Below are 24,302 nucleotides of genomic sequence, written 5' to 3'. Positions count from 1 at the left end.
GCTTGCTCTCCCGACCGCTTTATTAATGTAGCAACCACGAACCGCTTCTGTCAACTGTTTTGAAAAACTTTTTTGGAAAACTCTCAAAAGCTCCAAGGGCGCAGCTTTTGGGCCACAATGGGTTATGCGTTGAGCGCTTAAGGAAAGGAATCTGTGAATTTTCAGTTGGTGATTGCTACATTACACAAGTTCTGGAGCGATCGCGGTTGTCTGATCGCTCAGCCCTACGATATTGAGAAAGGGGCAGGCACCAAGAATCCTCATACCTTTTTAAGATGTCTTGGACCTGAACCTTGGGCTGTGGCTTATATCGAACCTTGCCGTCGTCCCACAGATGGACGCTATGGCGAAAATCCGAATCGCTATCAACACTATTATCAGTATCAAGTTTTGATTAAGCCTTCTCCAGATAATATCCAAGAGATATATCTGGACTCGCTGAGAGCTTTGGGTATTCGTCCTGAGGATCACGATGTCCGGTTTGTAGAAGACAACTGGGAGGATGCCACAGTAGGAGCTTGGGGTGTCGGCTGGGAAGTTTGGCTAGATGGGATGGAAATCACTCAGTTTACTTACTTTCAGCAATGCGGAGGCATTGATTGTAGACCTGTCTCAATTGAGATCACTTATGGTTTAGAGCGATTAACCATGTACCTCCAACAGGTCGATGCATTGACCAAAATTCGCTGGACTGACGATCTTACCTATGGAGACGTTCACCTCCAGGGAGAAATTGAGCAGTGTGTATACAACTTTGAAGCATCCAACCCAGAGTTGTTGTTTACCTTATTTGGTCTATACGAGCAGGAGGCAGAGCAAATAGCTTTACGCGGACTTGTCTTACCCAGCCTGGATTATGTTTTGAAGTGTTCTCACACATTTAATTTGCTGGATGCGAGAGGGGTCATTTCTGTAACCGAGCGGACGCGCTACATTGGCAGAATTCGCAAGTTGGCACGACGAGTTGCTGAACTGTACTTGCAGCAACGAGAGGCACTGGGATTTCCGCTGTGTAAACTACAAGAAGCTAAAGAACCAGTAGCTCAAAACTAGCAACAAATTTGGAGGATAGGTATTTCAGTGGACTGGTTTAGATGCTTCTGAAGACGAATGCAACCTTTTAGTAAAACCGAAATTGATAGAGGAGGTGGTAAGACGCTTGCGAAGGCAGCAGGCTGTACTAGTGGCTTTTTTTCTCAGGTAATGCATCAGCAATCAATACAAAGAGTCTGCATTTGAAATGGATTGAATTGTGCTGGTATTGCTAGCTGTTAGCGAACATTATCTGTATGACTAATTTTGGGGGCAATCAAGTAGTGTTGCAGACAGTTCACAATTCTTACTTAGGAAGCACAGCAATGTGTATGCTGTTTCTGCACGCTGTACTGAGCTTGAAGATAAGTTTGACTATCTAATGAACTTAGCCAATGGCGTCATTTTAAGTTTGGCTTATATTCTGGGCTTGCTTTCTACGGGATTACCCTGGGGGAAGTACGGAATACTAGCCTTAGGGATTGGGGCAGCTGTTGTCTTGCCCCGATTTTGGCGAACAGGCCCGAAAGCGAGAGTGTGGCTGGTGGCTGGAGTTGTTGGGTTGCTAGCAGCACTTTATTTTCAAATGCGAATGCCGCAACCAGCGGCGAATAACATTAGCAAGTTTGTGTCTGCCCAAAATATTAGAGGCCAAGAGCAGGTTGTCACTGTTCAAGGCAAGATTGCAACTCCACCCCGACTGACGCAAAGTCAGCGATCGCAGTTTTGGCTAGAAGCTACAAAATTGAATGAGGTCAAGAACGGCAACAACAAACCCGCTGATGTCAGTCAAGGGGTGACTGGTAAGTTATACGTGACTTTGCCATTACTACAAGCAACAGGTTTATATCCAGGTCAAGAAATAGCAGTAACTGGAGTCTTGTATAAACCTAAGCCTGCTGCCAATCCAGGAGGCTTTGACTTTCAAGCTTACCTAAAAAGAGAAGGTGGGTTTGCCGGTCTCAGCGGACGTCAAGTTAGCTTTGTTAATGAACCAGAAAAACGTCCCTGGGGATTTTGGACTATCCGGCGGCGGATCATTCAATCTCAAGTACGTTGGTTAGGCAGTCCAGAGGGTCAGCTGGTCAGTTCGATGGTATTGGGGAATCAGGCGGTAGATTTACCCTACGATGTTCGCAATAAATTTATCCAGAGTGGTTTGGCTCATGCCCTTGCAGCGTCTGGGTTTCAAATTTCTTTGATTCTGGGTGTGGTGGTGGCTCTGACCCAGCGTTTTTCGGTGCGATCGCAATTTATCATTGGGTTCACTGCCCTACTTGTTTTTGTAGGTTTAACGGGGTTGCAGCCTTCTGTGGTTCGAGCTGGAGTGATGGGTGTCGGAGCTTTAATTGCTTTGGCGATGGAACGAAAGGTAAAGCCGCTGGGTTCGCTCCTACTTGCTGCCACTCTCTTGTTGCTGTTTAATCCCCTATGGATTTGGGATTTAGGTTTTCAACTGAGTTTTTTAGCCACCCTAGGATTATTAGTTGCAGTACCTACGGTTACAAAATGGCTGGATTGGTTACCACCCGCGATCGCATCTTTGATTGCGCTTCCAATAGCCGTTTTTCCCTGGGTTTTACCCCTACAACTTTATGTCTTTGGTCTAGTATCTCCTTACAGCATCCTGGCAAACATAATAAGCACCCCTTTAATCTCCATCATTAGTATTGGTGGAATTATCAGCGCCTTAGCATCATTGATCTGGCCCTTAGCTGGCAGTGCCTTGGCTTGGTTGCTCTATTACCCATCCCAAGGGCTGATTCTGCTAGTGGAATTTTTTTCCCAGTTACCAGGAAATTCTGTTGCTGTCGGTACCATCTCTATTTTGCAACTGTTAGCTCTATACGGACTAATTGCTCTGGCTTCGCTGAGCAAATGGTGGCGTCGGCGTTGGTGGTTTGCGGGTCTAATTGCTGCCAGTTTAGTGGTTGTCCCAGTTTGGCAGACAAAAGCAACTTTATTTCGAGTCACGGTGCTTTCTACGCCGGGAGAGCCAGTTTTGGTGATTCAAGACAAAGGAGAAGTCACCCTGGTTAATAGTGGGGATGATAGTACAGCTAATTTTACTGTGCTGCCTTTTTTACAACAGCAGGGCGTCAATCAAATTGACTGGGCTGTGGTAACAGATTCTCAACTTAGTTCTAGAAGTGGCTGGCCTAAAATTTTGGAACGGCTCCCAGTGTCAAGCTTTTATGCTAACACTGCTTCTATTGGTAAACTTTCGACTCTAGGCGTGAAGATTCCAACTCAAGCTTTGCCAGTTGGTCAGAGTGTACCAATTGGAGCTTCAGTCATCAAGTTAATTAGTAGCCAACCACCAGTAGTGCAACTACAAATCGGCAACCAGATTTGGTTAGTGGTGGGAAATTTTAAGCCAGAGGAAAAGGAAAGAAAGTTAGCGCTTCTGAAACAATTACCTCCAGCCCAGGTGCTTTGGTGGTCTGGAGAAAATTTACAAGCTGATATATTGCAAAAGATGCAACCCAAGGTAGCGATCGCTGCCTCCGCAACTATCGATCCAGAAACGACGCAAGAGCTGCGAAAAATCAAAACCCAAGTCTATACAACCGAGCGTGATGGAGCAGTCCAGTGGACTCCTAGTGGTAGGTTTGAGACAACGCTGGAAGCAACGGAAAACGATGTTGGTATGAGCTATTAGGAATGGGGAGTAATATTTTCCGGCTGTAGAGGTAAAGCTTAAATAGATAACTGACCTAGCACTCAGACTACCCCGATTGAGACAATAAGATTTGCTGCTCCTGGCAGAGCGTTACCGAAATCGGCGCAGGCGCTTTGGCTTACGTTTCAACTTGATTGCTGCCATTATCAACTTTGAGCTTGCCTCCTCTTCCTATTCATGCAAGAGGTCTATTGAGCCTTTTTTATAACCGTTTAGGAGATTTGAGAAACAAGCTTTTACAAAGCACTGTTGGGCATTACTCATTCAAAAAATGATTGAGGCTTGAAGCGAAACAATTTTAATTTTAAAATATTCACCTGCAATCAAACAAATGACCCCCGTATTTCTACGGTTTTAGAGGGAGAAGAAGTATTTCAGCGAGAATTTATATTTTTTCCGACATTTTTTTCGATAGCTTATTTACCGAAAGCCTCTACCCGATGCTAATAATGTTTTTCAGAACCCTCTCCAGAATGGAAACTACTCAACCTGCCTTGATAATAAATGGATATGCAGTGACGATTACCTCAAGTCGCGGCATGATGCTTTACTGGAAATTATTCGTTAGGCAGAAGAGATTGACGGAATTTAGTATATACTGATAATGCTGAGTTATTAACCTTTGGTTAATAAAGGTAGCGCTTGGAGAGGTGGCAGAGTGGTTGAATGCGACTGACTCGAAATCAGTTGTGGCGGCAACGTCACCGGAGGTTCAAATCCTCTCCTCTCCGTTGAATTCAGACAATTAGTGAGATGGGCTGAACGCCTAGATTTGGTGGCGTCACGCGACCAATTATTTGGCTGTAGGTATATCCCAAAGTTTTGAGTGAGGCGACACAAGCATCAGCGCGTTCATCTGGAATCGCAGCTAAGAGTCCGCCAGAAGTTTGGGGATCGAATAGAAGAGGGTAAGTAGCGCGATCGCTAACTATTGATAAATTGCTAATCTGGCGGGATGCTCGTAAATTCTGCGGGTGTAAAGAACTCACAATTCCCATTTCCAGCGTTTCCAAGGCACCTTCTAGAACTGGGATAGCTTCTAAATTGAACTCCACCGCCACCTGAGATGCTTGGATCATTTCCAGTAAATGCCCCAGCAATCCAAATCCTGTAATATCCGTACAGGCAGTAACTCCATGTTTTAATAAACACTTAGCGGCTGCTTGATTTGACAGCAGCATCGAGTGGACTGCATCATCAATCCACCGACCTTTTGCTTGCAAGCGCATCTGTGCAGCAAATAGAGTTCCCGTTCCTAGCGCTTTGGTCAAAATTAGCACTTGCCCCGGCTTCATACCTCCTTTTCGTAGCAGCTGATTGGGATAGGCTAAGCCGTTACAGGATAAACCAAAAGTTAGTTCTGCTCCTTCTGTGGTGTGTCCGCCTACCAGAGGTGTTTGCGACTGTTGCAGCACTTTAGCAGCACCCGATAACAGTTGATAAAGGGTTTCCTCCTGCTTTTCTTCCCAGGCGTAGGGAATAGTGGCAATTGCCAGCGCACTCTGAGGAGTAGCACCCATTGCAAAAATATCGCTTAAGCAATGATTGGCGCTAATTTGAGCAAAGATAAACGGGTCATTAATTAGACTTCGGAAATAGTCTAGGGTATGAACCATCACTTGATCTGCTGGCACCTTGACTACGGCGGCATCATCTGGCGCATCAAGTCCAATTAAAATATCTTCCCGATTACCAACTTCAGGGTGTTCTAATTTAATCCGGTGCAGGACTCGTTCTAGAGTTGTACTCCCGACTTTAGAACCGCAACCAGCACAACGCATTGGTGGATTTTGGATTTTGAATTTTGGATTTTGGATGTTAGAGGGGGTGACGGCTGACATTTCCGGCAAGTTGTGAAAGCGTGCCATAAATTGGCGGTCGATACGGTCTTTCCAGTGCCAAAACAAGCGAGATTCGCAGCCGAAATTTCCCCAGGAAGCGATCGCATTTTCATCCCCTGTACCAATTAAACTAAGATATTGTTTCTGCGGCTTATACGGCTGGAGTGGCTTCCCTAGTAGCGTCCGCCGCAGGTTGTTAAACAGTGGTTTCCCCTGACGTACTGCAAAAACTCCCGCTTTCGGACGGGGATGATGAATCATCGTGGCAATATCACCAGCGGCAAATACTTGGGGATGAGAGAGCGATCGCAAAGTATCATCTACCTGGATAAAGCCTTTAGTATCGGTAGCCAATCCAGAGGCTTGCAGCCAACGAGGTGCCGATGCTTGTGTTACCCAAAAAACGCGACACTCAGCAGGAGTCCCCTCGCTAGCGCATTCAACCACTAAACCAGACTCACAAATAACCTTGTGCGGTTGAACTTCACACACCTTTTCCCCTAAATGCAACTCAACCCCACGCTGGATCAAAATTTTCTGGAGACGCCGACCCACCCAGGGGTTATAGTTCGGTAAAAGCTCAACACCGCTATGGAATAGATGGATTTCTAGATTTTCTGGAAACTGCTGGGAATGCTCAAAAAATTGATGCAGGCGAGATTGCATTGCCAGTGCCAGTTCCACTCCACCAGCACCTCCACCCACAATGCTAAGTTGTATCGGTTTCTCAGGCGTTTCTGCAACACTTTTCAGCAGATGATCCCATTCACTTAATAATTTTGCTACGGGTTTAGCTGGAATAGCGTACTCCGCTGCACCTGGTATAGATATTGTGGCTGGGGTACTGCCGATATCAATTGATAACAGATCAAATGCAACATCTGGATGGTTAGCACAGATGACTTCATTATTTTCCAAATCTAGACCAATCGCTCGGTCAAGATAAAATTGTGCTTGGGCGAATTGGGCAAGACGACGCAGATCGATGTGACTTTCATCGTAGTCATAAAAACCTGCCACATGACCGGGCAACATACCAGAATAGGGCGTATGAGAAGTGTCTGTAATCAGCGTCAGGCGTACTCCTGGTAGTGGTTTCATGCCAAGCATTTTCAACACAATGGCATGACTGTGTCCGCCACCAATCAGCACTAAATCTTTAACAATCGGAGATATTACCTGCATCGAAAAGCTAGTGTTTAAATTTTCCAGAGTAACGAGATGCTATCCCTATAGATCGTGGTAATTAATTCAGAGCTGACAAAGTGCGTAGCACGTATCGCGCCCTCAATTTTCAAGTTACACTACCTTGTGGAACGGCAAAACTGAACATCTAACCTCATGATTGACCTTTATACCTTCACGACACCGAACGGGCGCAAGGCTTCTGTCATGTTGGAGGAAGTCGAGCTTCCTTACAACGTCCATAAGATTGACATCACAAAGGGAGAGCAATTTACGTCGGAATTTGTAGCAATTAATCCGAATAGTAAGATTCCCGCGATTGTTGACCAAGATACCGGCATGACCGTTTTTGAGTCGGGCGCTATCCTGATCTATTTAGGAGAGAAAACTGGTAAATTCTTACCTACAGAACAAAAAGCTCGCTTTCAAGTCCTGGAGTGGCTGATGTTACAAATGGGAGGCGTAGGGCCAATGTTTGGTCAGTTAAACCATTTTAAGAAATTTGCGCCAGAAAAGATTTCTTACGCAATTGAGCGATATGAGAAAGAGACACTACGGCTTTATGGTGTCTTAGACAAACAGTTGGCAGCTCGGGAATTTATCTGCAATGAATACTCGATTGCTGATATTGCCACATTCCCTTGGGTTGCCATTTATGAATTTCAAGGGTTAACGCTAGATAATCATTCAAATCTTAAACGCTGGTTTGAAACACTTCAGCAGCGTCCAGCAGTACAACGTGGAATGGCAGTTCCATAAGAAGGTAAAAGTTAAAAAGCAAAATGTAAAGAAGTAGGGTGGGCAGTGCCCACCTATTTATTTTAAAAAGAGGCGATCGCCTATACTAACTATCAGGCACGAAAGGGTTATCAACTATAACTCCAAAATTGGTAAGATAGCTCCCATTACTTTTTATATTTATCCGGATTTTGGACAACTTTTTTACTTATTTATTACCTTATTTGGTTCAAATAAAAGCAAAAATAAATCTTCCAATAAAAGTAAAAAATATCCTAAATCACCCCAAATAAGCCTTCATAACCCGCTCATCCTTAAGCAAGTCAGAAGATTTGCCTGTTAAGGTGATGCGACCAGCTTCAAGTACATATCCTCTGTCAGAAATTTCTAGAGCCAGATTAGCGTTTTGCTCAACTAAAAGGATAGTTACTCCTGTGTCGCGGAGATTTTGAATAATGGAAAAAATTTCTCTAACAATTGTAGGGGCAAGACCCAAGCTTGGCTCGTCTAATAGTAACAGTTTTGGACGGCTCATCAAAGCACGAGCGATCGCCAACATTTGCTGTTCGCCACCGCTGAGTGTCCCAGCCAGTTGATTGCGACGTTCTTTAAGACGTGGAAACATCTCAAATTGACGATTAATATCAGCTCTCACCACTTCCTGATTGGAGTGGATGTATGCGCCCAATTCTAAGTTATCAAAAACAGTTTGCCGCGCTAATACTCTACGTCCTTCTGGAGAATGAGCAATCCCTAGTCTCACCACTTCATGAGGTTGGCGATGAGTAATATTGCGCCCACTGTAAATAATGCTACCAATTCGGGGATTAATTATCTTAGAGATAGCGCGTAGGGTAGTGCTTTTTCCAGCACCGTTGGCACCGATAAGAGTGACAACCTCGCCGTTGTTGACAGTCAGGCTAATATCGTTTAAAGCTTGAATTCCACCATAATTAACAAAAAGATTTTTAAGTTCTAACAGGGTAAATTTCTCTTTTCCCTCACCTGATTCTCTGCATTTATCAGCGTTCATCAGCGTTTAAAGCCCTCATTCATTTCCCAAATAAGCTTCAATTACAGACGGATCGTTTCTAATAACTGATGGTTCGCCCAAAGCAATCAATTTACCAAAATTTAACACGGCAATGCGATCGCATAATCCCATTACCAGCGGCACGTGATGTTCAATTAAGATTACCGTCAAGTTAAACTGTTGGCGGATTTCTCGAATAAATTCGCTTAATTGGTGTTTTTCACTAGGATTCATCCCAGCAGCAGGCTCATCTAGCAATAGAATTTGCGGTTCTAACGCTAGCGCCCTGGCAATTTCTAAGCGACGCTGATCCCCATAAGGAAAATTTCGTGCTTTTTCTTCAGCGCGATCGCTTAATCCCACCATATCCAGTAACGCGATCGCTTTTTGTTTATTTAACTGTTCTCGCATAGATGCTGATGGCAAACTCAACAGCCCAGTTAACAAAGTAGATAAAATATTAGCGCTCTTATTATGAATATGCCGCGCAATCATTACATTTTCCAGGGCCGTAAGATTACCAAACAAGCGAATATTTTGAAAAGTTCTGGCAATACCTTTAGCAGCAATTTGATGGGGAGGGCGGTGGGAAATTTCCTCGCCTTGATAGACTAATTGCCCGCTGGAAGGCCGGATTAACCCAGTCATCAGATTAAATAGTGTAGTTTTACCAGCACCATTGGGGCCAATTAAACCAAAAATCTCATTTTTATGAACCGTGAAAGATACATTATTCACCGCTACTAAGCCACCAAACTGGCGCATTAGTGCTTTCGCTTCCAGACAGGGCAAAGTGTCAAGTTTTAAAGGTGAAATTTCATCCTTCATGCTTTATTCTTCATTTTTCTCTTAAACAATTCTGGCGTCACCAAACCTTGCGGGAAAAATATCGTTCCCACAACTATCAGTAACCCAAAAATAATCAAGCGTCCATCTCGGAGGAATCCTGCTAACCAGGTAGGTAAACCGCTAGTATCTGCAATTCCCCTTAATATTTCCGGCAAAGCTGTAAATACCATACCACCCAATACAGGTCCTACAAAAGTTCTAGTTCCACCAATTAAGACAGAAGTTAAATAAACAATACTGGCATCAAAGGTGCCTTGGCGGGCGTTCCAGGTATTAAGAAAATGGGCGCTAACTGCCCCAGCGATTCCTGCCAAAATCGCGCCCAGGGTAAAAGCTAGAACTTTGTAGTAAGTTGGATTGATTCCCATCGCCCCCGCGGCTAATTCATCTTCTCGAATAGCTGTAAATGCCCTTCCTGCCCGAATTCGTTCAAGTCGATAAAGCAATACCATACTAATGATTAGTAAAGGAAACGCTATCCACAAATACTCGATAGGGGTTTGGAAAGGTTGGGGGATGCCAAAAATACCGACAGCGCCGCCAGTAATATCCAAATTTAGCGATAGGACGCGCAAAACTTCTACAAAGGCAATGGTAGCGATCGCTAAATAGATCCCCCGCAACCGCAGCGCCGGAATCCCCACCATAACGCCCAATATGCCAGAGACTATACCAGCAACCAGCATCTCCAATAACAGCAGCGGAATCGGGAATAAACCGCCACTAACGCGAAATACCTGGGTAGATAGAATCGCTGCAATATATCCGCCCAGCGCATAAAAACCAGGACTAGCTAGAGATAACTGTCCAGTCATCAGCGGTAGGTACAACGACAATCCTAGTAGTGCCCCCAACACCATAGAAACGATCAGCGATCCATAAGTGTTCAAAAAATCACTCATTGCAACACATTAAAAATAAAAAATTAACGAGCAATATTTAGTTTTACATTTAACATTCCAATAACTATACTTTTTGAATCAGCCGACGCCCTAGCAAACCCTGAGGTCTAACTATCAGCATTATGAATAGTATTCCAAAAGCAAACGCATCCTTATAAGCAGAATAATCTGAAGGGACAAATGCCTCCACAAGTCCGATCGCTAAACCTCCCAAGACGGCACCAGGAATACTTCCTAAACCACCTAGTACAATAACAGCTAAACCCTTTAGTCCAAATGCAATACCCAAGTAGGGTCCAGCGATACTTACACTAGACCCTACCAAAGTCCCTGCTAATCCCGCTAAGAAACTGCTGACGAAAAACGTCAGGACAATAAAAAAGTCGGTATTGATCCCTAGCAAACTAGCAGTTATCGGATCTTCAGCTACAGCTTTCATCGCTTTACCAAATTTAGTACGGTTTATGCAATAAGTGAGGATCGCCAAAATTATTACACATACACTAAAAATTACAATTTGAACGCTACGGATAGGAATTGGGTTTTCTCCCGTACCAAAGTTGATAGAAGGAGGCAAGTTACCGTAAGTATTTGCAGGAAAACTATAACTTTCTGCTCCCACCAAATACTGGATTAAATTTACAATTACTAAGGCTACACCAAGGCTAGAAACTACCGTCAGAAGAGGATCAGAGCCTTTACGTCGCAAAGGTCGAAAAGCAACACGCTCAATTCCAACCCCAACCAAACCAGCCAGCGTACTCCCTAAAATTAATGCTAGTGCAAATGGAAGCTTTATCGGTAAACTTGCATTTGCAAATAATCCGTTAAATCCAAATGTTCCTCCCATCAGGGCATAAGTGAAGTACGCTCCTAAAGTAAAGAGTGCCCCATGAGCAAAATTAATAATCCCTAAGATAGAAAAAATTAGAGTGTATCCCAAAGCAAAAATTGCGTAAATACTGCCAATAGATAAACCGTTTAGGAATTGTTGTAAAAAAAGAGTGATATCCATATATTTTTGATTAGGGTGGGCTTTGCCCACCCTATCGTTATTTAACTAAAGCGAATTTACCATTATTTCCGTCTGCATCTACCTTAAGTTGTGCGACGTAGAATTCTTTTTGTTTGACATCGCCTACTGGCGTAAAGCCAATCTCACCTAGTGGTGTCTGGTACGTACCAGCTAGCAACTGCCTGTTCAGTTCTGTACGTAGTTGCGGTAGCGGCATTGTGCTAATTTTAGTTTTCTGATTTAAAGCTTTCAGAGCCTCTGCATACACTTGAACCGCTGCAAAGGCTTGGGCACTAAACTGCGGGGGTTCTTTTTTATATTGATTGAGATAAGCGGTGCGAAAGGCAGCGTTCACCTCACTAGAGTATTCGGGGCTATAAGCTTGTGCAACTAGAACTCCATCACAGAGAACTTTACACACATTAAATATATTGGAAGTATTAAATCCATTGCCCCCAACAATAGTACCTTTATAACCCAGTTCCCGCAGTTGGCGAACCAAGTTTCCTCCGTCTGCCGCTAGTCCAGAAATAATCACTAAATCGGGTTTTAAGTTAATAGTATTGGTGGTTTGCGTTTGAAAGTCCGTATCGCTCGTCTGGAACTTTTGTACTGTTACTAAATCAAGTTTCTGGTCTTTGACTGTTTGCTGAAAAATTTCTGTCTCCGACTTACTAAATGCATCATTCTGAGCGTAAAATACCGCAACTTTCTTGATATTTGGGTTAAGCTTGAGGGCTGCTTTTAGCGAGAGAGGAGCGACAATGGAAACGGGTGCTGAGACACGAGCAACATAATCTCCAATCTCCGGAATTCCTTTAGCAGTGTTGGATGCTCCAATAACTGGCACTTTGGTTCTCTCTGCAATGGGGTCGGCACTAAATGCTTGCTGCGAAAGAGTTGGTCCAACAATGCCGACAACTTTATTCTGACTAATCAGGGTTTGGAAGGCATTGATAGCTCCGGCTTCCTCTCCACCTGTGTCCTGAACAATCAATTTAATCGGGGTACCGTCAATACCACCTTTGTCATTAAAGTATTTCTCGGCAATTTTGGCACCTGCAATGCCTTCCTGACCGAGGAGAGCGACGTTACTGGTTTGCGCTAAGGCAATCCCAATCGGAATGGCACTAGATGAACCTGGGGCTGCTGAAGGGGCAGTAGTGGGGTTTGTGCCCACAGGGTTCGTTTGGGTGCAGGCTGACAGTAAGAATGCAACGGTAAGAAATACGGCAGAGGTTCGCACAGCAGGTCGTTTCATAACTCAGTAGATTGTAGATATTTTAGAAGGCCGTTTTTTTAGAAACCGGATTTCTATCTATATTTTCGGTTTTTTTGTGTCTACCTACTAAGGGATGAAATATTCCTTGAGAATTTTACATTCTCCCCATGACAATTCCCCAAAAATAATCCTCGAATGGACCCTCAGCTGCGTCTACGTGCATCTTTCTTGCCCAAGTGTAGATGTCGAAGCTGATATGTCCGCTATCGTGGTGCCAAGGTTTACCTGGTTGAATCACAATATTGCCTAATAGGGAAATCCAGTGAGTCGGGTAAGGCAGCAGTGGCGGTTTGTTGCTGAGTAACCCTTCTGCCGTAACCAAAGCAAACGCTACGCCACCGCTGGCAATGACTTCTGCGGCTTCGCGCATCGCATCAAATTCGCCATAAATATAGGTATGGGCATATTTAAATTGACGATAGCCCAGCACTTCTTTCACCCAGCCTTTCATTTCCCAAGATTTCGTCATCCCGCCCAGATTCCGAATGATGTTGGGAGCGTTGGGTTCGACTGGAAAAATCAGGTTTTCTGATTCGCGCAAGGTTGCTAACAGCATCCAATCTGCCATCCCCATTCGCAGTCTGCCTTGGCTTTGGCGCAGTCTAGGTGATGCTTGGATATATCTAGTCCTCGCTTGAAAACCACCGGTTTCAAATAAACTGCGGCAAATTTGTACGTATTTGAGGGGCTGTTTGCGAACCAGCTCAAATACAATCGATGCTGGCCCGCAGAAGGGTTGTCCCCCTTGATTTACTTGAAAGGGATCGATTAGACGCGATCGCATATCAGCAATGACTTGCTGTTTATCTAAACTAGACCAAACGCTGGGAGCGCTAGATTGCTCGAAGTCTGCGATCGCTTGCTGTGCCTGTTGCAAATCAGTTAAATTTGGCAGTTGAGAAGTCATCAGCACCTCATGGGATTGAAGAAAGATTGCCAGCGAGTTTCAGGTTAGCAGGTTAGCAATTACAGACTCAAACGATCCTTTAAACCTTCACCCTGACAAGCCTTCAATCCTCCACTCTGCAAAATTTCTCAACACACCTGACAAATATCTCAACACCCATCTCCAGTGCTGTTTCATCAAAATTAAATCGCGGATGATGGTGCGGATACGCTAACTCTTTTTCTACATTCGCCGAACCCAAGAAGAAATAGCAACCGGGCACCGCTTGCAAAAAGAAAGACATATCTTCGCCGCCCATTGTTTGGCATTCTGGCACAATTCCAATCGGAGTTTCTACCACCCCTTCCGCCACAGAACGCACGAGTTCCGCCATCTTGGCATCATTAATCACCGGAGGATAAAGCCGCTTGTAGTCCAGTTGATAAGTGGCACCGTGGCTTTGACAAATACCCGCAATAATCTGCTCAATCCGTTGCGGAATAAGTTCTCCTAGAACCGGATTGAAATATCTCACAGTACCCGTGAAGAAAGCCGTATCAGCAATTACGTTAAGCGCTTTGCCTGCATGAAGTTCCCCGACGGTAACGACGGCGGACTCTAGGGGCGAGACATTTCGAGCCACAATTGTCTGCAAGGCAGTAACAATATGAGCGCTGACTAAAATTGAATCAACTGTTTGATGAGGAATCGCCCCGTGTCCGCCTTTGCCTTGAATCGTGCAGCGAAAACCTTCTGTTGCTGCCATCAAAGCACCTGTACGGACTCCCACAGTGCCGAGAGGCAGATTATTCCATAAATGCAGCCCGATAATCCCATCCACCTGGGGATTTTGTAAGACACCGGCTTCAATCATCGGCTTGGCACCTCCTGGCCCTTCCTCAGCGGGTTGGAAGATAATTTTTACAGTGCCAGCAAAGTCATCGCGATGCTCAGAGAGATAGTAAGCCGTCGAGAGAGCGATCGCTGTATGTCCATCATGACCGCAAGCGTGCATCACTCCATCATGCTGCGACCGATAAGGCACATTATTCTCTTCTTGAATCGGCAGGGCATCCATATCGGCCCGAATTGCCAACACTTTACCGGGTTTATTACCAGTAATTGTGGCAACAATTCCAGTATTTGCAATGCCAGTTTCATGTTCAATTCCCCATTCTTGCAGTTTTTGGGAAACTAACTCGGCAGTTAAATGCTCTCGAAAGCCTAATTCAGGGCGCTGATGCAGCCGCCGCCGCAACTCCACCAGCATCGGCTGCAATGCTTGAATTTCCGGTCGAATCCGAGATGAATCAACAGAAAGAGGGCTTAAAGAAGTAGCAAACATCTTATTCAGACTCCAAAAATTTATGATGACGTGAAGGAATTAATCGGGTAGGGCGGTGTATCGCCAGAACTTGACTCCCTACCCTTGGTTATCTTTGAATTTTGGTTAAAGTGGCATCAATCGCTCTATATCTAAATCTGACGCAACTTGAGCGAGTTTACCGAGATCGCTGAGGTCGCTCAGATTGGGCAGAATCCCAAAAACTGGGGTATTGGTGAAAGACTCAATCAAATCGATTGGACACCAATCGGCGATTTCTTGTTCGGTACGAGGTTGAACGCAATTCAGGACGATGCCTTTGAGGTGGACACCCGACTGACGAGAGAGGGCAACATTCGCAACCGCTTGGGCGATCGCTCCTAATCTTACCGGCACCACTAATACCGTTGGCAACCCCCAATCCCTAGCCAAATCCGCCACCGTGAGTTCGTGCGTAACCGGCGAACCCAATCCTCCCAATGCTTCTATCAGCACAAAATCTCGCTGACGCCGCAGATTTTCAAACGCTTGCCAAGCTTTTCCTAAGTCAACACTCCTTCCTTCCCGTTCAGCAGCGATGGGAGGCGCTAAGGGTGCCTGGAAGTACAACGGATTAATTTCCTCTAAAGATTGATTGAGAGAAAATAACTGATTGTAAAGTTCTCTATCCCCAGTTCCCGATTGAATTGGCTTCATCATACCCAAGCTTTTGGCAGGACAATACATCTGCCAATAAGCTGCTAAAGCCGCAGTCAAAACTGTTTTCCCAGCGTCCGTATCGGTTCCAGTAATTAGTAGCGCGTTCAAAGTAGTTGTCACTCGTCAGTTGTCAGTAGTCAGTTGTCTGTAGAAGTTGGAAGGTTGTAAAGTTGGAAATCCATCTTCCAAGGTTTACTCACCATCGATTACCCATTACCGAACACTAATATCTAGCGTAAAGGGTGTATCCTCCGGGGCAATTACATCAATTTGATAATTTCCAGCGCGAGGCACCTGAGCCTGCCAAGACAAAACGCCAGAGGCATCTTCCACGAGAGTGCCATCGGGATACCGAATATCTAAAGTTGCCCCACCTGGTTGAATGTCCGCCTTCAGTACCTGCCCTTGTTGCACATTTACCAAGTAACGCTTAATCCGCTGCGGACTGGTTCGAGCCGAAACCTGCACAGCCGGTTCGCCGGGAGGGAAGGTAATCGATTGAGTATCAAATTGACCGGCGGGAGGAGTGGGAGTAGGAGTAGGTGTCGGAGTGGGTGTGGGTGTCGGCGTTGGCGTTGGGACTGGGTTCGCAAGGCTAATCTGTAAGTTATAGTCGCTCTGAGGCAACCCCTTGATCGGACTTAGCTGAATGGTGTAATTGCCGGTAAAGGGAAGCGTTCCTGTCCAACTTCGGACTCGCCTAGCATTGTTACTAATTGGGTTTTGATCGGGTCCCAACACCGTCATTAACACGCCTTCGTCATTCAGCAAGGAATTTAATTGTTGATCTTGTTCTCCACGAATGATGTAGTTCAGAGTTTCGTTTCCTTTGAGATTTCCTTGTTTATTCAGCGTTTGACCGGGTACTAAGTTTAGGCGCTGACTGTACGCTACTGGTTCTAAGCTGGGTGTGGGCGTTGGCGTTGGTGTGGGCGTTGGCGTTGGTGTGGGCGTTGGTGTTGGGGTGTCAGAAACTATCGGCGTTGGATCTGGTTGAGGCTGCCGATTAATCACAAAGCTGACTAACGCCCAAGAACCCAGTCCAGCTAATAAAGCAAGACTGATTACAACTGCGAAGACAGCCCAAGGGTCTTCCCAAGTCGAGCGGCGCGGTTCGGGAATCACTGGATCGGGACGAGTTGGACGGTTAGGATTGGGATTGACCGGGTTGCCAGGAGTATTTTGGTTAGGTGTCACCGGATCGGGTCGGCGTCCTACCGCAACTGTTTGTACTTGGGAAGTAGTCGGACGGGGCGGTTGGGGGCTGGGAGCTGGCGGTTGCGGGTTAGCAGGCGGTGGTTGAAAAGTCGCTGGTGGAGGTTGAAAAGTTGCGGGTGGCGGTTGGATCGGTGGTGGAGGTTGAAAAGTTGCGGGTGGCGGTTGAAGAGCGGCGGTTGTATTCGTCAGAGATTGGAGCGCTTGTACAACTTCTCCAGCTGATTGGTAGCGATCGCCCGGTCGATAACTTAACATCCGATTCAATACTTGAGCGAACCCATCGCTGACGTTCGCCCACCTGCGCCATTGCCACGTTAGCTGAGTCGCATCCAGCAATTCTGCTGGCTCTTTGCCTGTGAGCATTACCGCAGCCGTCGCCGCTAAAGCGTAGAGGTCGCTGCTAGGGTAAGCTTGCCCTGCCTGTATTTGTTCGCTGGGGGCATAACCGGGTTTCCCGACCGTTGTCGCGATTGGTCTGGTAACATCTGGTAGCTGAAACCGAGTTGCCAGCTCCTTAACCACGCCGAAATCGATCAGCACAGGTAAGCGATCGCTCTCCCGTAAAATAATATTGTCCGGCGCAATATCCCGATGAATAATCCCTTTAACATGGATGTGCGCTAAAACGGGCAACAACTGCCGCAGAAATTGCACCACTTCTGCCTCAGAGAAAGTGTTGCCTTGACTCCGACGCTCATCAAGCAGCATCCGATAAGTCTTCCCCTCCACATAGTCCTGCACTAGGAACAACCGCTGATCTTGCTCAAAAGTAGCCCGAAACTGGGGAATCTGCGGGTGCTGGATTTGGTAAAGAGTCGTCGCCTCTCGCTGAAACAGTTCCCTTGCTTTCTCCAGCGCATAAGCTGATTCTTGAGCAGGAATTAATTCCTTTAAGGCACATCGTTCGCTAAAGCGCCCCTGGTCCTCTGCTAGATACGTTCGTCCGAACCCTCCCTGACCGAGAATACCGATCAAGCGGTAGCGGTTTTGTAGAATCGTTCCAATGACAATCGGGGGTTGCATAAATAAGGGCTAGGGAAGAAGGGCTTTTCAAGATGCAATTATGACAAAGCTATGCTACCTTACCTTCTTGGCTCTATTTTGGCAAAAGCTGTCGCTCACCGTTCCATCAGCTTCTAATCTTGGCTTGTTGGAGCTTGTTGGAAAGTGAGTCGCTCCCCCCAGCCATCAGTCGGACTTTCCGATCCGGCTAATCGGCGATCGCGTTCCCTTAATGTATTTTTACTTTGCTTTCTATTTGTTAAAAAATTATTTATTATCAAAGCATTTGTCTAGAAATCTGTACATTTGACTTGCCTATGCGATCTAAAGTTTATGTTTTATCAGGAGAAATACGGAGACGTTATCTTGACAGTTTACTTAAGATTCCAAAAACTAAGGCATTCTACTGAGATGCTCATACCTGAAGAAACCTGCATTGAAGAGTTAGGTTCTCAAACTTAAGACCAAAACTTTCTAATTCTTGTCTGTAGAGCAATTTTTTAGATATTCTGTAACCAGTGATTCAGATATTCATCCCTTCTTAACAAATAAATTTGATAAGTCTTTTCGGCGACAATGATAAGATTGCGATCGAAGTAGCTCTTGAGGGTCTGCTGTGCTCCGTTCTCCCACTATATCGCTTCAGCCTACGCTGCCACAAATAGCAGATAACAATCGTCTGCGACTGTTTTCCGGCTCTGCTAATATACCCCTCTCTCAGGAAGTTGCTCGCTATCTAGGCATGGACTTGGGACCAATGGTTCGCAAGCGGTTTGCTGATGGAGAGCTTTACATTCAAATTCAAGAATCGATTCGAGGGTGTGACGTCTACTTAATTCAACCCACTTGCCATCCGGTGAACGATCACTTGATGGAATTGCTGATCATGGTTGACGCCTGTCGCCGCGCCTCGGCTCGACAAATTACGGCAGTCATTCCCTACTATGGCTACGCTAGAGCCGACCGTAAAACAGCAGGACGCGAATCTATTACCGCCAAGCTGGTTGCGAACCTGATTACAGAGGCTGGAGCCAGCCGGATTTTGGCGATGGATTTGCACTCAGCCCAGATTCAGGGATACTTTGATATTCCCTTCGATCACGTCTACGGCTCACCCGCCCTCATCAATTACCTGGCAAACAAGCAACTATCTGACTTGGTTGTTGTTTCACCGGATGTAGGTGGTGTGGCTAGAGCTAGAGCGTTTGCGAAAAAGCTGAACGATGCGCCGTTGGCGATTATTGATAAGCGTCGGCAAGCGCATAACGTAGCAGAAGTAATGAATCTGATTGGCGATGTCGAAGGCAAAACAGCCGTCTTAGTAGACGACATGATTGACACCGGCGGCACCATTTCAGAGGGCGCTCGGTTGTTACGCAAAGAAGGCGCTAGGCAGGTATATGCCTGTGCTACCCATGCAGTTTTCTCTCCACCCGCGATTGAGCGGCTCTCAAGCGGGATATTTGAAGAGGTGATTGTCACCAACACCATCCCAGTCCCCGAAGCAGATAGATTTAAACAACTGACGGTTCTTTCGGTCGCCAATGTGCTGGGCGAAACTATTTGGCGGGTTCACGAAGATAGTTCTGTCAGCAGTATGTTCCGATAAATCTTAATCCGCGAGGGATGTAGTTTTTTTAGGTCTAGGGACATGGCATTGCCATGTCCCTACAAGATTACAAGTAATGCAAAAATTCTCCTGGGACTAATCGCAACTCGCCAGATGTAAAACGATTAATTTCTACCCAAAGTGCCGCTTTTTGGCGATCGCCTTCAGCAAAAATTGTTCGTTCAATCTGATAAAGCTTGGGATCGACAAAATCACATTGATACAGTTGAATGATTTCGTGACCAGGCTTACCGTTGAAAGTAAACAAATTTTCGATACAGCCAAGATATCGAATATTCGTTAATTCAGCCTGGATTTCTTCTTGAAATTCTCGTTGCAGTGCTTCGAGGCTGGTTTCTCCAAAGTCAACGCCGCCCCCTAAGGCGCGATAAAATGTATTTTGCTTAACGGGGTCATAGCCTTCGGAAATAAAAATGCGCTCGTCGTTCCGAATCAGCCCCAAGGCAAGCACCCGAATTTCACCTGATTTGTGCATCGTTTTTGTCAATTTTCGTTGTAACTAAAGGCAGCCCGACTTTCGCTACCCTCAACGGGCCAGTCTTCATTTTCGCCGCCAATGTACAAACGTTCAATTCTTACGTATTCGTTGTTCAGCTGGTTGAGAGAGTTGATCAGGATATCAAGCGCGATCGCATCACTGGTTCCCAAATCGAGCCAGCACCGTGCCCATCCCCCTTCGTACTCAAACTCGCCCATATTATGCATGAGCGAGACCATCGTGTTATCCGCTGCGTCAGAATCGTAATCCATGTAGCTGATATCTAAACCCGTATCCTGGACTTGGAGATTTTCTGCATTAAATCCTCCCAATTTCCCCAAGAAGAACCAGGAGTTAAACACCTCCTCGACATACTGCTTTTCCATCTCCGAGGGAACCATGCTGAACTCCAGCCAGATCCACAGATCGAAAGGGTTAAACTCGCGGAACACTACCTGCATATCAACCGTGAAGTATAAAGTGTAAAGGATGAAATTCGAGAAATCGGCTTCAATCCATTGTTTTGGAACCGCAAACTCATTTCATCCTTTCTTTCATCCTATCGTTTATACTTCATCCTTTTAGGCTTTATCCTCCCGTAATCCGGCGTTGTGCTTTATCGCGTTCTCGCTTCAGCTGTTTAACGACGTTCGCCGGGAGTTGGGCTTCTTTTGCGATCGCTTTGTCAAAATTCTCCACCGCTCGCTTGATCAAATCTTGGTTATTGTTTTTCTTCTTCCCTTGCTCAACCAGGATCTGCCCCTTGAGATAGAACAATTCTGGGTTATTTGGCGTGATTTGACTTGCCTTCTCCGCAAATTCCCACGCCTTATCGTACTTCTTCAAGTCCCGATAGCCGACGGCAATTCCTCGATAAGCCAAATAAGACGGACTTGCTTTTTCTAAGCGTTCAATCGCTTGATTGGGGTTGGAAAATGGCAAATTTACCGCAATCATCAAATCCATATACCCCTTGAGCAAGTTGAGTTCTGCATCATCAGGTGCTACTTTTTCAGCTTTATCGAGGTATTCAAATACCTGCTGCAATTTACTCAAAGCTTGCGGGCCACTTTTGATTGCATCTCGATTCGCGATCGCAATCGTATGAGCGCCTTGTAAAAAATGACCTACTGCGGTGTAGAGATTTCCCCGCAAGGAATCGCTTGCTGTAAGCTGCTCAGCCGTTTGCAGCGTCTTGTCCGCGTATAATTTAAACTCATCTAACAAAGCTTGTTTTTGTTGCTTGCTCTCCGCACTTTCCCCTTTCCAGTCAATAGAGGAGTAGGTGAGAGACGCCTTCATTGCGTATGCTAGGGGTTCGTTGGGTTCCTGCGTTTCCGCTTGCTGTAGGTAACGCTTTGCTTCTAGATAGTTTCCCTTTTCAAAGATTGCCTTGAAAGCAGCTTCTGTACTGTCTCCGATATTCCGAGGGTTGCTAGAGCGAAAAGGGTCATCCGCTAGACTAGGGCTAGACCAAACGCTGACTGCCATCAGCGATGCGAACAGAGCAAAACGTGCAGACGCTGGCGCGATCGAAGGCTTAGAGCAAATCGCGGGTGCATTTGCGATCGCAGAAACAATCTGCTTCGGAACCGAAAATCGATCCATTATCGTCATCCTCACAAAACCTTACGCTTGAGTGAATGCTGTCTCCAATGTTAAATGCTATCTAGTAACGCCAGAAAATATTCTGTTACCATCGCCCTTCGGCTCAACATTTAGAAACAACAAGTGTATAATTAGTCACTTCTAGATAAAGAGAGTTAAATGCGTTTGACGCCTTTACTAAATTCCAGGTTCCGGAAAAATTTAGTTAATTTTTTTTAAATGCCAAGGATAAAAGTAGAAATAAAGAGATCCGGAATCGCGGATAAAATTTGTTTTGCTCAAAAACAGGTTTCGTTCAGTTTTTCTTGTGCCGAATAATTTAAGTCAAAATTAAAGAAGGCTTTTTTGTTCCCAACTGGATGCCTTGACGAGTTCGCTTTCTATTTTCTATTTGGGTAATTAATGCTCTATCTCAAAAACCTGACTTATCACCCCCCGGCTGCCCCTACTGCGATTCTAAAAGCCCTTAATTTAGAACTGGCACCGAACAATCTGGGTCTTGTCATTGGCCCAAGTGGCTCTGGCAAAAGCACATTTTTAGAAATTCTCGCAGGTCTGGCGGAAAAAACGGATGGTGCCCTCTATTGGCGAGACCAAGAACTGACTCCCGAACATCTGCAACAGTTGGGAGGATTAGTGTTTCAATTTCCAGAGCGGCATTTTTGTGGCGGGACAATTTTAGAAGAACTGCGGATGGGGCATCCAGAGTTGGGATCGGAAAAAGTCACGGAAGCTCTGCAAGAAGTAAATCTGGCACATCTGCCGTTGCATACCTCACCGCATTCCTTGAGTGGAGGTCAACAGCGACGCCTTGCTCTAGCAGTGCAGTTAATTCGCCAACCTCATTTGTTGTTGTTGGATGAACCCACCGCTGGCCTAGATTGGTCAATGCGGCGTCAGCTAGTGAGTTTATTAGCAAAACTCAAAACCCATTGGACGCTGTTGGTCGTCACGCACGATGCGGGTGATTTGTTAGCGATCGCCGATCGATGCTGGACAATTAACCACGGAGAATTGCAATCGGTGGAACCAGCGTCATTGGAAGCCAAAGTGATTGAGCCGCAACCAGCAGCTTAAATGGGTTTGGACGGTTGTAGGGCGAACCCTTTCCCGAAGGGTAATTCACAAATTTAAAAAGTTGAAGGTTGGCGGTCATGGGTGAGATTGAGACGCTAATATTGCCGGAAATGGCAGATATCTGGCAGCAAACATTAGGCTGGCAGCCGGAAGCCGAACAGAGGCAACAATTTCAGCGCCTTTACAAGCTAATTTTGGCAGGAAACCGCCAGCTAAATTTAACTCGCATCACCGAACCGACAGAGTTTTGGGAAAAACATCTGTGGGATTCTCTGCGAGGAATTGCACCCCTGCTATCCTCCCATTCGGAAGGGACAAGCGATCGCTTGTCCCTTCCCTCCGTCGAACGCGCTATCGATATTGGGACTGGAGGAGGATTTCCGGGGATTCCCATTGCGATCGCCCTCAGCCATTGCACCGTCACTTTACTGGATGCCACGCGCAAAAAAATCGCGTTTTTAGAAACTCTGATCGACCAGATGGGGATTCAAAATGCTGCTACTCTGACTGGTAGAGCCGAAGAAATTGGTCAACATCCCCAGCATCGAGCTTCTTACGACTTGGCACTGGTGAGAGCCGTCGCCACAGCATCTGTCTGTGCAGAATATGCCCTCCCGTTACTAAAACCCGGTGGCTTAGCCATCCTCTATCGAGGACAGTGGACAGAAGAAGAAACCAATGCTCTACAACCAGCGCTTGTGCAATTGGGTGGTGTCATTGAGTCGATAGAAGGGTTTACGACTCCTTGTAGTCATAGCGATCGCCACTGTCTTTATCTCCGCAAAGTGGCACCCACGCCGAGGGAATTTCCGCGCACTGTCGGCTTACCTGCTCAAAAGCCACTTTAGCCGCAGGCGATGGCAGGGTGGGGTTTTTTCGTATTTGTGGGTCATCAACCAGATTCGATATTATCCATTCTCGTAACGCTGCAACAGACTGGCTAAAAACTCAGCGGCTGTGGTGTAGGTTCGCGTTTCCGCTTTTCCCTTTACTGAACTTACCCACCAACCTTGTGCAGTTTGAGGCGATCGCCATAATTCTAAATGCTCTACTGGCGGATCGGCATAGAAACTCTCTTCGCCACTTCCCAGTACCGCTGAACTCCAGTGTGTAAAGTAATCGTGACTGAGTCGATGGATGGGAAAGTTACCAGACAAAGGCATACCCCAGCCATCTAGCGCAATCAAAGCTTTAACCGTTCCTCCTGATAGCTGCCACAGCCAAGCCGCTCCAATGGCACCCACAACACCGGCACTGAAGCTAATAAAGATTAGTGGCGATGCTTGTGGATTGGGCGAACCAAGATTTAGCGATGCTTGTGGATTGGGCGAACCAAGATTTACGCGCAAATAATTGTAAATATCAGCCGCTGAGTAAGCGGCGAATTCTTGAACCGGAAAAATCAACAGCTTCTCTCCCTTTTTTGGCTGTAATTCTTCCAGAAAACTCTGCGTTAGCGCTGGATCGTGGATACCTGGGCAAATAATGACGCTTATCATTTCTAAAGGTTAGGGGCAAATGATGACGAGCATCATTTGAATTATGAAAATATCTTACAGACAAAACATCGATCTTCAGATATAAAAAATCTTAGAAAGACTTTTAAAGGTTTCAATTCAGGGTGTAGCTAGTTGTTAGCGGGTTCCCAGCAGAATCTATGATTTCAACGATTAGTAAATCTGGACTTACGCTCTTTAGCTGAAGACATAAGTAGCTGGGACTAATTAAATATAAGATGGCATAAAGCCCCTAAACGAAGTTTTCCATTAATCTATGCCTGCTCCCATTCGGATTATCTTAAGCGAAGCAGAGGACTCAAT

20 protein-coding genes and 1 tRNA gene are annotated in these 24,302 nt (G+C 45.8%); 7 read left to right on the top strand and 14 right to left on the bottom strand.

Translation table 11 applies throughout. The features are described 5' to 3' along the window. Positions 1 to 153: 153 nt before the first annotated feature. The 3 genes from glyQ to NDA06_RS21405 all read left to right on the top strand — a co-directional run bounded on the left by glyQ (position 154) and on the right by NDA06_RS21405 (position 4,446). On the top strand, positions 154 to 1,053 hold the full coding sequence (glyQ, locus tag NDA06_RS21415) for a glycine--tRNA ligase subunit alpha (RefSeq protein WP_190415998.1): 900 nt from the start codon (positions 154 to 156) through the stop codon (positions 1,051 to 1,053). A gap of 361 nt (positions 1,054 to 1,414) precedes the next feature. Further along, the gene (locus NDA06_RS21410; RefSeq protein ID WP_190415997.1) at positions 1,415 to 3,694 is read left to right on the top strand and encodes a ComEC/Rec2 family competence protein; all 2,280 of its coding nucleotides are present in this window, start codon (positions 1,415 to 1,417) and stop codon (positions 3,692 to 3,694) included. A 665-nt stretch (positions 3,695 to 4,359) separates the two neighbouring features. Then, positions 4,360 to 4,446 (top strand) — tRNA-Ser (locus NDA06_RS21405). A 6-nt stretch (positions 4,447 to 4,452) separates the two neighbouring features. Here NDA06_RS21405 and selD read toward each other — a convergent pair. Then, a complete protein-coding gene (gene selD / locus NDA06_RS21400) occupies positions 4,453 to 6,741 on the bottom strand; it encodes a selenide, water dikinase SelD (RefSeq protein ID WP_190987044.1) in 2,289 nt (762 codons plus the stop codon). Between the two features lie 156 nt (positions 6,742 to 6,897). Between selD and NDA06_RS21395 the strand changes: the two genes are divergently transcribed. Continuing rightward, the gene (locus NDA06_RS21395) at positions 6,898 to 7,500 is read left to right on the top strand and encodes a glutathione S-transferase N-terminal domain-containing protein (protein WP_190987043.1); all 603 of its coding nucleotides are present in this window, start codon (positions 6,898 to 6,900) and stop codon (positions 7,498 to 7,500) included. Between the two features lie 259 nt (positions 7,501 to 7,759). Here the strand turns inward: NDA06_RS21395 and NDA06_RS21390 are convergent, their stop codons facing one another. The 9 genes from NDA06_RS21390 to NDA06_RS21350 all read right to left on the bottom strand — a co-directional run bounded on the left by NDA06_RS21390 (position 7,760) and on the right by NDA06_RS21350 (position 17,710). Further along, complete coding sequence (locus NDA06_RS21390) at positions 7,760 to 8,512, bottom strand: ABC transporter ATP-binding protein (protein ID WP_190987042.1); 753 nt, start codon at positions 8,510 to 8,512, stop codon at positions 7,760 to 7,762. A gap of 15 nt (positions 8,513 to 8,527) precedes the next feature. Continuing rightward, the gene (locus tag NDA06_RS21385; RefSeq protein ID WP_190987041.1) at positions 8,528 to 9,340 is read right to left on the bottom strand and encodes an ABC transporter ATP-binding protein; all 813 of its coding nucleotides are present in this window, start codon (positions 9,338 to 9,340) and stop codon (positions 8,528 to 8,530) included. Next, on the bottom strand, positions 9,337 to 10,263 hold the full coding sequence (locus NDA06_RS21380) for a branched-chain amino acid ABC transporter permease (protein ID WP_190987040.1): 927 nt from the start codon (positions 10,261 to 10,263) through the stop codon (positions 9,337 to 9,339). The genes NDA06_RS21385 and NDA06_RS21380 overlap by 4 nt, the downstream gene beginning before the upstream one ends. Positions 10,264 to 10,327: 64 nt before the next feature. Next, the gene (locus NDA06_RS21375) at positions 10,328 to 11,278 is read right to left on the bottom strand and encodes a branched-chain amino acid ABC transporter permease (protein WP_190524777.1); all 951 of its coding nucleotides are present in this window, start codon (positions 11,276 to 11,278) and stop codon (positions 10,328 to 10,330) included. A 37-nt stretch (positions 11,279 to 11,315) separates the two neighbouring features. Then, positions 11,316 to 12,539 carry an ABC transporter substrate-binding protein gene (locus NDA06_RS21370; RefSeq protein WP_190524759.1) on the bottom strand — a complete coding sequence of 408 codons (1,224 nt, stop codon included), beginning with the start codon at positions 12,537 to 12,539 and terminating at the stop codon, positions 11,316 to 11,318. 115 nt (positions 12,540 to 12,654) lie between these two features. After that, complete coding sequence (locus tag NDA06_RS21365) at positions 12,655 to 13,467, bottom strand: hypothetical protein (protein WP_348251843.1); 813 nt, start codon at positions 13,465 to 13,467, stop codon at positions 12,655 to 12,657. 103 nt (positions 13,468 to 13,570) lie between these two features. Next, positions 13,571 to 14,791, bottom strand: coding sequence for a M20 family metallopeptidase (locus tag NDA06_RS21360; protein WP_190987234.1), 1,221 nt, complete (start codon positions 14,789 to 14,791; stop codon positions 13,571 to 13,573). Between the two features lie 105 nt (positions 14,792 to 14,896). Continuing rightward, the gene (gene bioD / locus NDA06_RS21355) at positions 14,897 to 15,577 is read right to left on the bottom strand and encodes a dethiobiotin synthase (protein ID WP_190987235.1); all 681 of its coding nucleotides are present in this window, start codon (positions 15,575 to 15,577) and stop codon (positions 14,897 to 14,899) included. Positions 15,578 to 15,682: 105 nt separating this feature from the next. Next, complete coding sequence (locus NDA06_RS21350; protein WP_348251842.1) at positions 15,683 to 17,710, bottom strand: serine/threonine-protein kinase; 2,028 nt, start codon at positions 17,708 to 17,710, stop codon at positions 15,683 to 15,685. 595 nt (positions 17,711 to 18,305) lie between these two features. Between NDA06_RS21350 and NDA06_RS21345 the strand changes: the two genes are divergently transcribed. Then, positions 18,306 to 19,298 carry a ribose-phosphate pyrophosphokinase gene (locus tag NDA06_RS21345; protein ID WP_190415987.1) on the top strand — a complete coding sequence of 331 codons (993 nt, stop codon included), beginning with the start codon at positions 18,306 to 18,308 and terminating at the stop codon, positions 19,296 to 19,298. A 67-nt stretch (positions 19,299 to 19,365) separates the two neighbouring features. On the opposite strand, the gene NDA06_RS21340 is transcribed toward NDA06_RS21345, so the two are convergent. From NDA06_RS21340 to NDA06_RS21330, 3 genes are all read right to left on the bottom strand, one after another. Beyond that, positions 19,366 to 19,794 carry an NUDIX hydrolase gene (locus NDA06_RS21340; RefSeq protein WP_190415986.1) on the bottom strand — a complete coding sequence of 143 codons (429 nt, stop codon included), beginning with the start codon at positions 19,792 to 19,794 and terminating at the stop codon, positions 19,366 to 19,368. Positions 19,795 to 19,802: 8 nt separating this feature from the next. Further along, on the bottom strand, positions 19,803 to 20,258 hold the full coding sequence (locus NDA06_RS21335) for a DUF3531 family protein (RefSeq protein ID WP_190429656.1): 456 nt from the start codon (positions 20,256 to 20,258) through the stop codon (positions 19,803 to 19,805). Positions 20,259 to 20,385: 127 nt separating this feature from the next. Next, entirely contained in the window at positions 20,386 to 21,288 is a 903-nt protein-coding gene (locus NDA06_RS21330; protein WP_190987186.1) for a Sll0314/Alr1548 family TPR repeat-containing protein, read from the bottom strand. 519 nt (positions 21,289 to 21,807) lie between these two features. On the opposite strand from NDA06_RS21330, the gene NDA06_RS21325 reads away from it, so the two are divergent. Further along, entirely contained in the window at positions 21,808 to 22,482 is a 675-nt protein-coding gene (locus tag NDA06_RS21325; protein ID WP_190415984.1) for an ABC transporter ATP-binding protein, read from the top strand. A 77-nt stretch (positions 22,483 to 22,559) separates the two neighbouring features. Continuing rightward, complete coding sequence (gene rsmG / locus NDA06_RS21320; RefSeq protein ID WP_199302402.1) at positions 22,560 to 23,330, top strand: 16S rRNA (guanine(527)-N(7))-methyltransferase RsmG; 771 nt, start codon at positions 22,560 to 22,562, stop codon at positions 23,328 to 23,330. A 60-nt stretch (positions 23,331 to 23,390) separates the two neighbouring features. Here rsmG and NDA06_RS21315 read toward each other — a convergent pair whose 3' ends face one another. After that, positions 23,391 to 23,978 (bottom strand): hypothetical protein, encoded by a 588-nt coding sequence (locus tag NDA06_RS21315; protein ID WP_190987185.1) that lies wholly within the window; start codon positions 23,976 to 23,978, stop codon positions 23,391 to 23,393. Positions 23,979 to 24,302: the final 324 nt, after the last annotated feature.

It is taken from the genome of Trichocoleus sp. ST-U1 (assembly GCF_039961835.1).
Lineage (GTDB): Bacteria > Cyanobacteriota > Cyanobacteriia > Cyanobacteriales > FACHB-T130 > FACHB-T130.
Note: the sequence above shows the minus strand (reverse complement) of the source record. Positions and strands in the feature narration are given on the sequence as shown.

What these genes read in the sequence shown, in the direction of transcription:
- NDA06_RS21410 (WP_190415997.1), top strand. Translation starts at nt 1,415, where the DNA reads ATGAACTTAGCCAATGGCGTCATTTTAAGTTTGGCTTATATTCTGGGC.
- NDA06_RS21365 (WP_348251843.1), bottom strand. Translation starts at nt 13,467, where the DNA reads ATGACTTCTCAACTGCCAAATTTAACTGATTTGCAACAGGCACAGCAA.
- NDA06_RS21350 (WP_348251842.1), bottom strand. Translation starts at nt 17,710, where the DNA reads ATGCAACCCCCGATTGTCATTGGAACGATTCTACAAAACCGCTACCGC.
- NDA06_RS21390 (WP_190987042.1), bottom strand. Translation starts at nt 8,512, where the DNA reads ATGAACGCTGATAAATGCAGAGAATCAGGTGAGGGAAAAGAGAAATTT.
- rsmG (WP_199302402.1), top strand. Translation starts at nt 22,560, where the DNA reads ATGGGTGAGATTGAGACGCTAATATTGCCGGAAATGGCAGATATCTGG.
- NDA06_RS21330 (WP_190987186.1), bottom strand. Translation starts at nt 21,288, where the DNA reads ATGGCAGTCAGCGTTTGGTCTAGCCCTAGTCTAGCGGATGACCCTTTT.
- NDA06_RS21380 (WP_190987040.1), bottom strand. Translation starts at nt 10,263, where the DNA reads ATGAGTGATTTTTTGAACACTTATGGATCGCTGATCGTTTCTATGGTG.
- NDA06_RS21335 (WP_190429656.1), bottom strand. Translation starts at nt 20,258, where the DNA reads ATGCAGGTAGTGTTCCGCGAGTTTAACCCTTTCGATCTGTGGATCTGG.
- selD (WP_190987044.1), bottom strand. Translation starts at nt 6,741, where the DNA reads ATGCAGGTAATATCTCCGATTGTTAAAGATTTAGTGCTGATTGGTGGC.
- NDA06_RS21340 (WP_190415986.1), bottom strand. Translation starts at nt 19,794, where the DNA reads ATGCACAAATCAGGTGAAATTCGGGTGCTTGCCTTGGGGCTGATTCGG.
- NDA06_RS21395 (WP_190987043.1), top strand. Translation starts at nt 6,898, where the DNA reads ATGATTGACCTTTATACCTTCACGACACCGAACGGGCGCAAGGCTTCT.
- NDA06_RS21325 (WP_190415984.1), top strand. Translation starts at nt 21,808, where the DNA reads ATGCTCTATCTCAAAAACCTGACTTATCACCCCCCGGCTGCCCCTACT.
- NDA06_RS21375 (WP_190524777.1), bottom strand. Translation starts at nt 11,278, where the DNA reads ATGGATATCACTCTTTTTTTACAACAATTCCTAAACGGTTTATCTATT.
- NDA06_RS21385 (WP_190987041.1), bottom strand. Translation starts at nt 9,340, where the DNA reads ATGAAGGATGAAATTTCACCTTTAAAACTTGACACTTTGCCCTGTCTG.
- NDA06_RS21360 (WP_190987234.1), bottom strand. Translation starts at nt 14,791, where the DNA reads ATGTTTGCTACTTCTTTAAGCCCTCTTTCTGTTGATTCATCTCGGATT.
- NDA06_RS21370 (WP_190524759.1), bottom strand. Translation starts at nt 12,539, where the DNA reads ATGAAACGACCTGCTGTGCGAACCTCTGCCGTATTTCTTACCGTTGCA.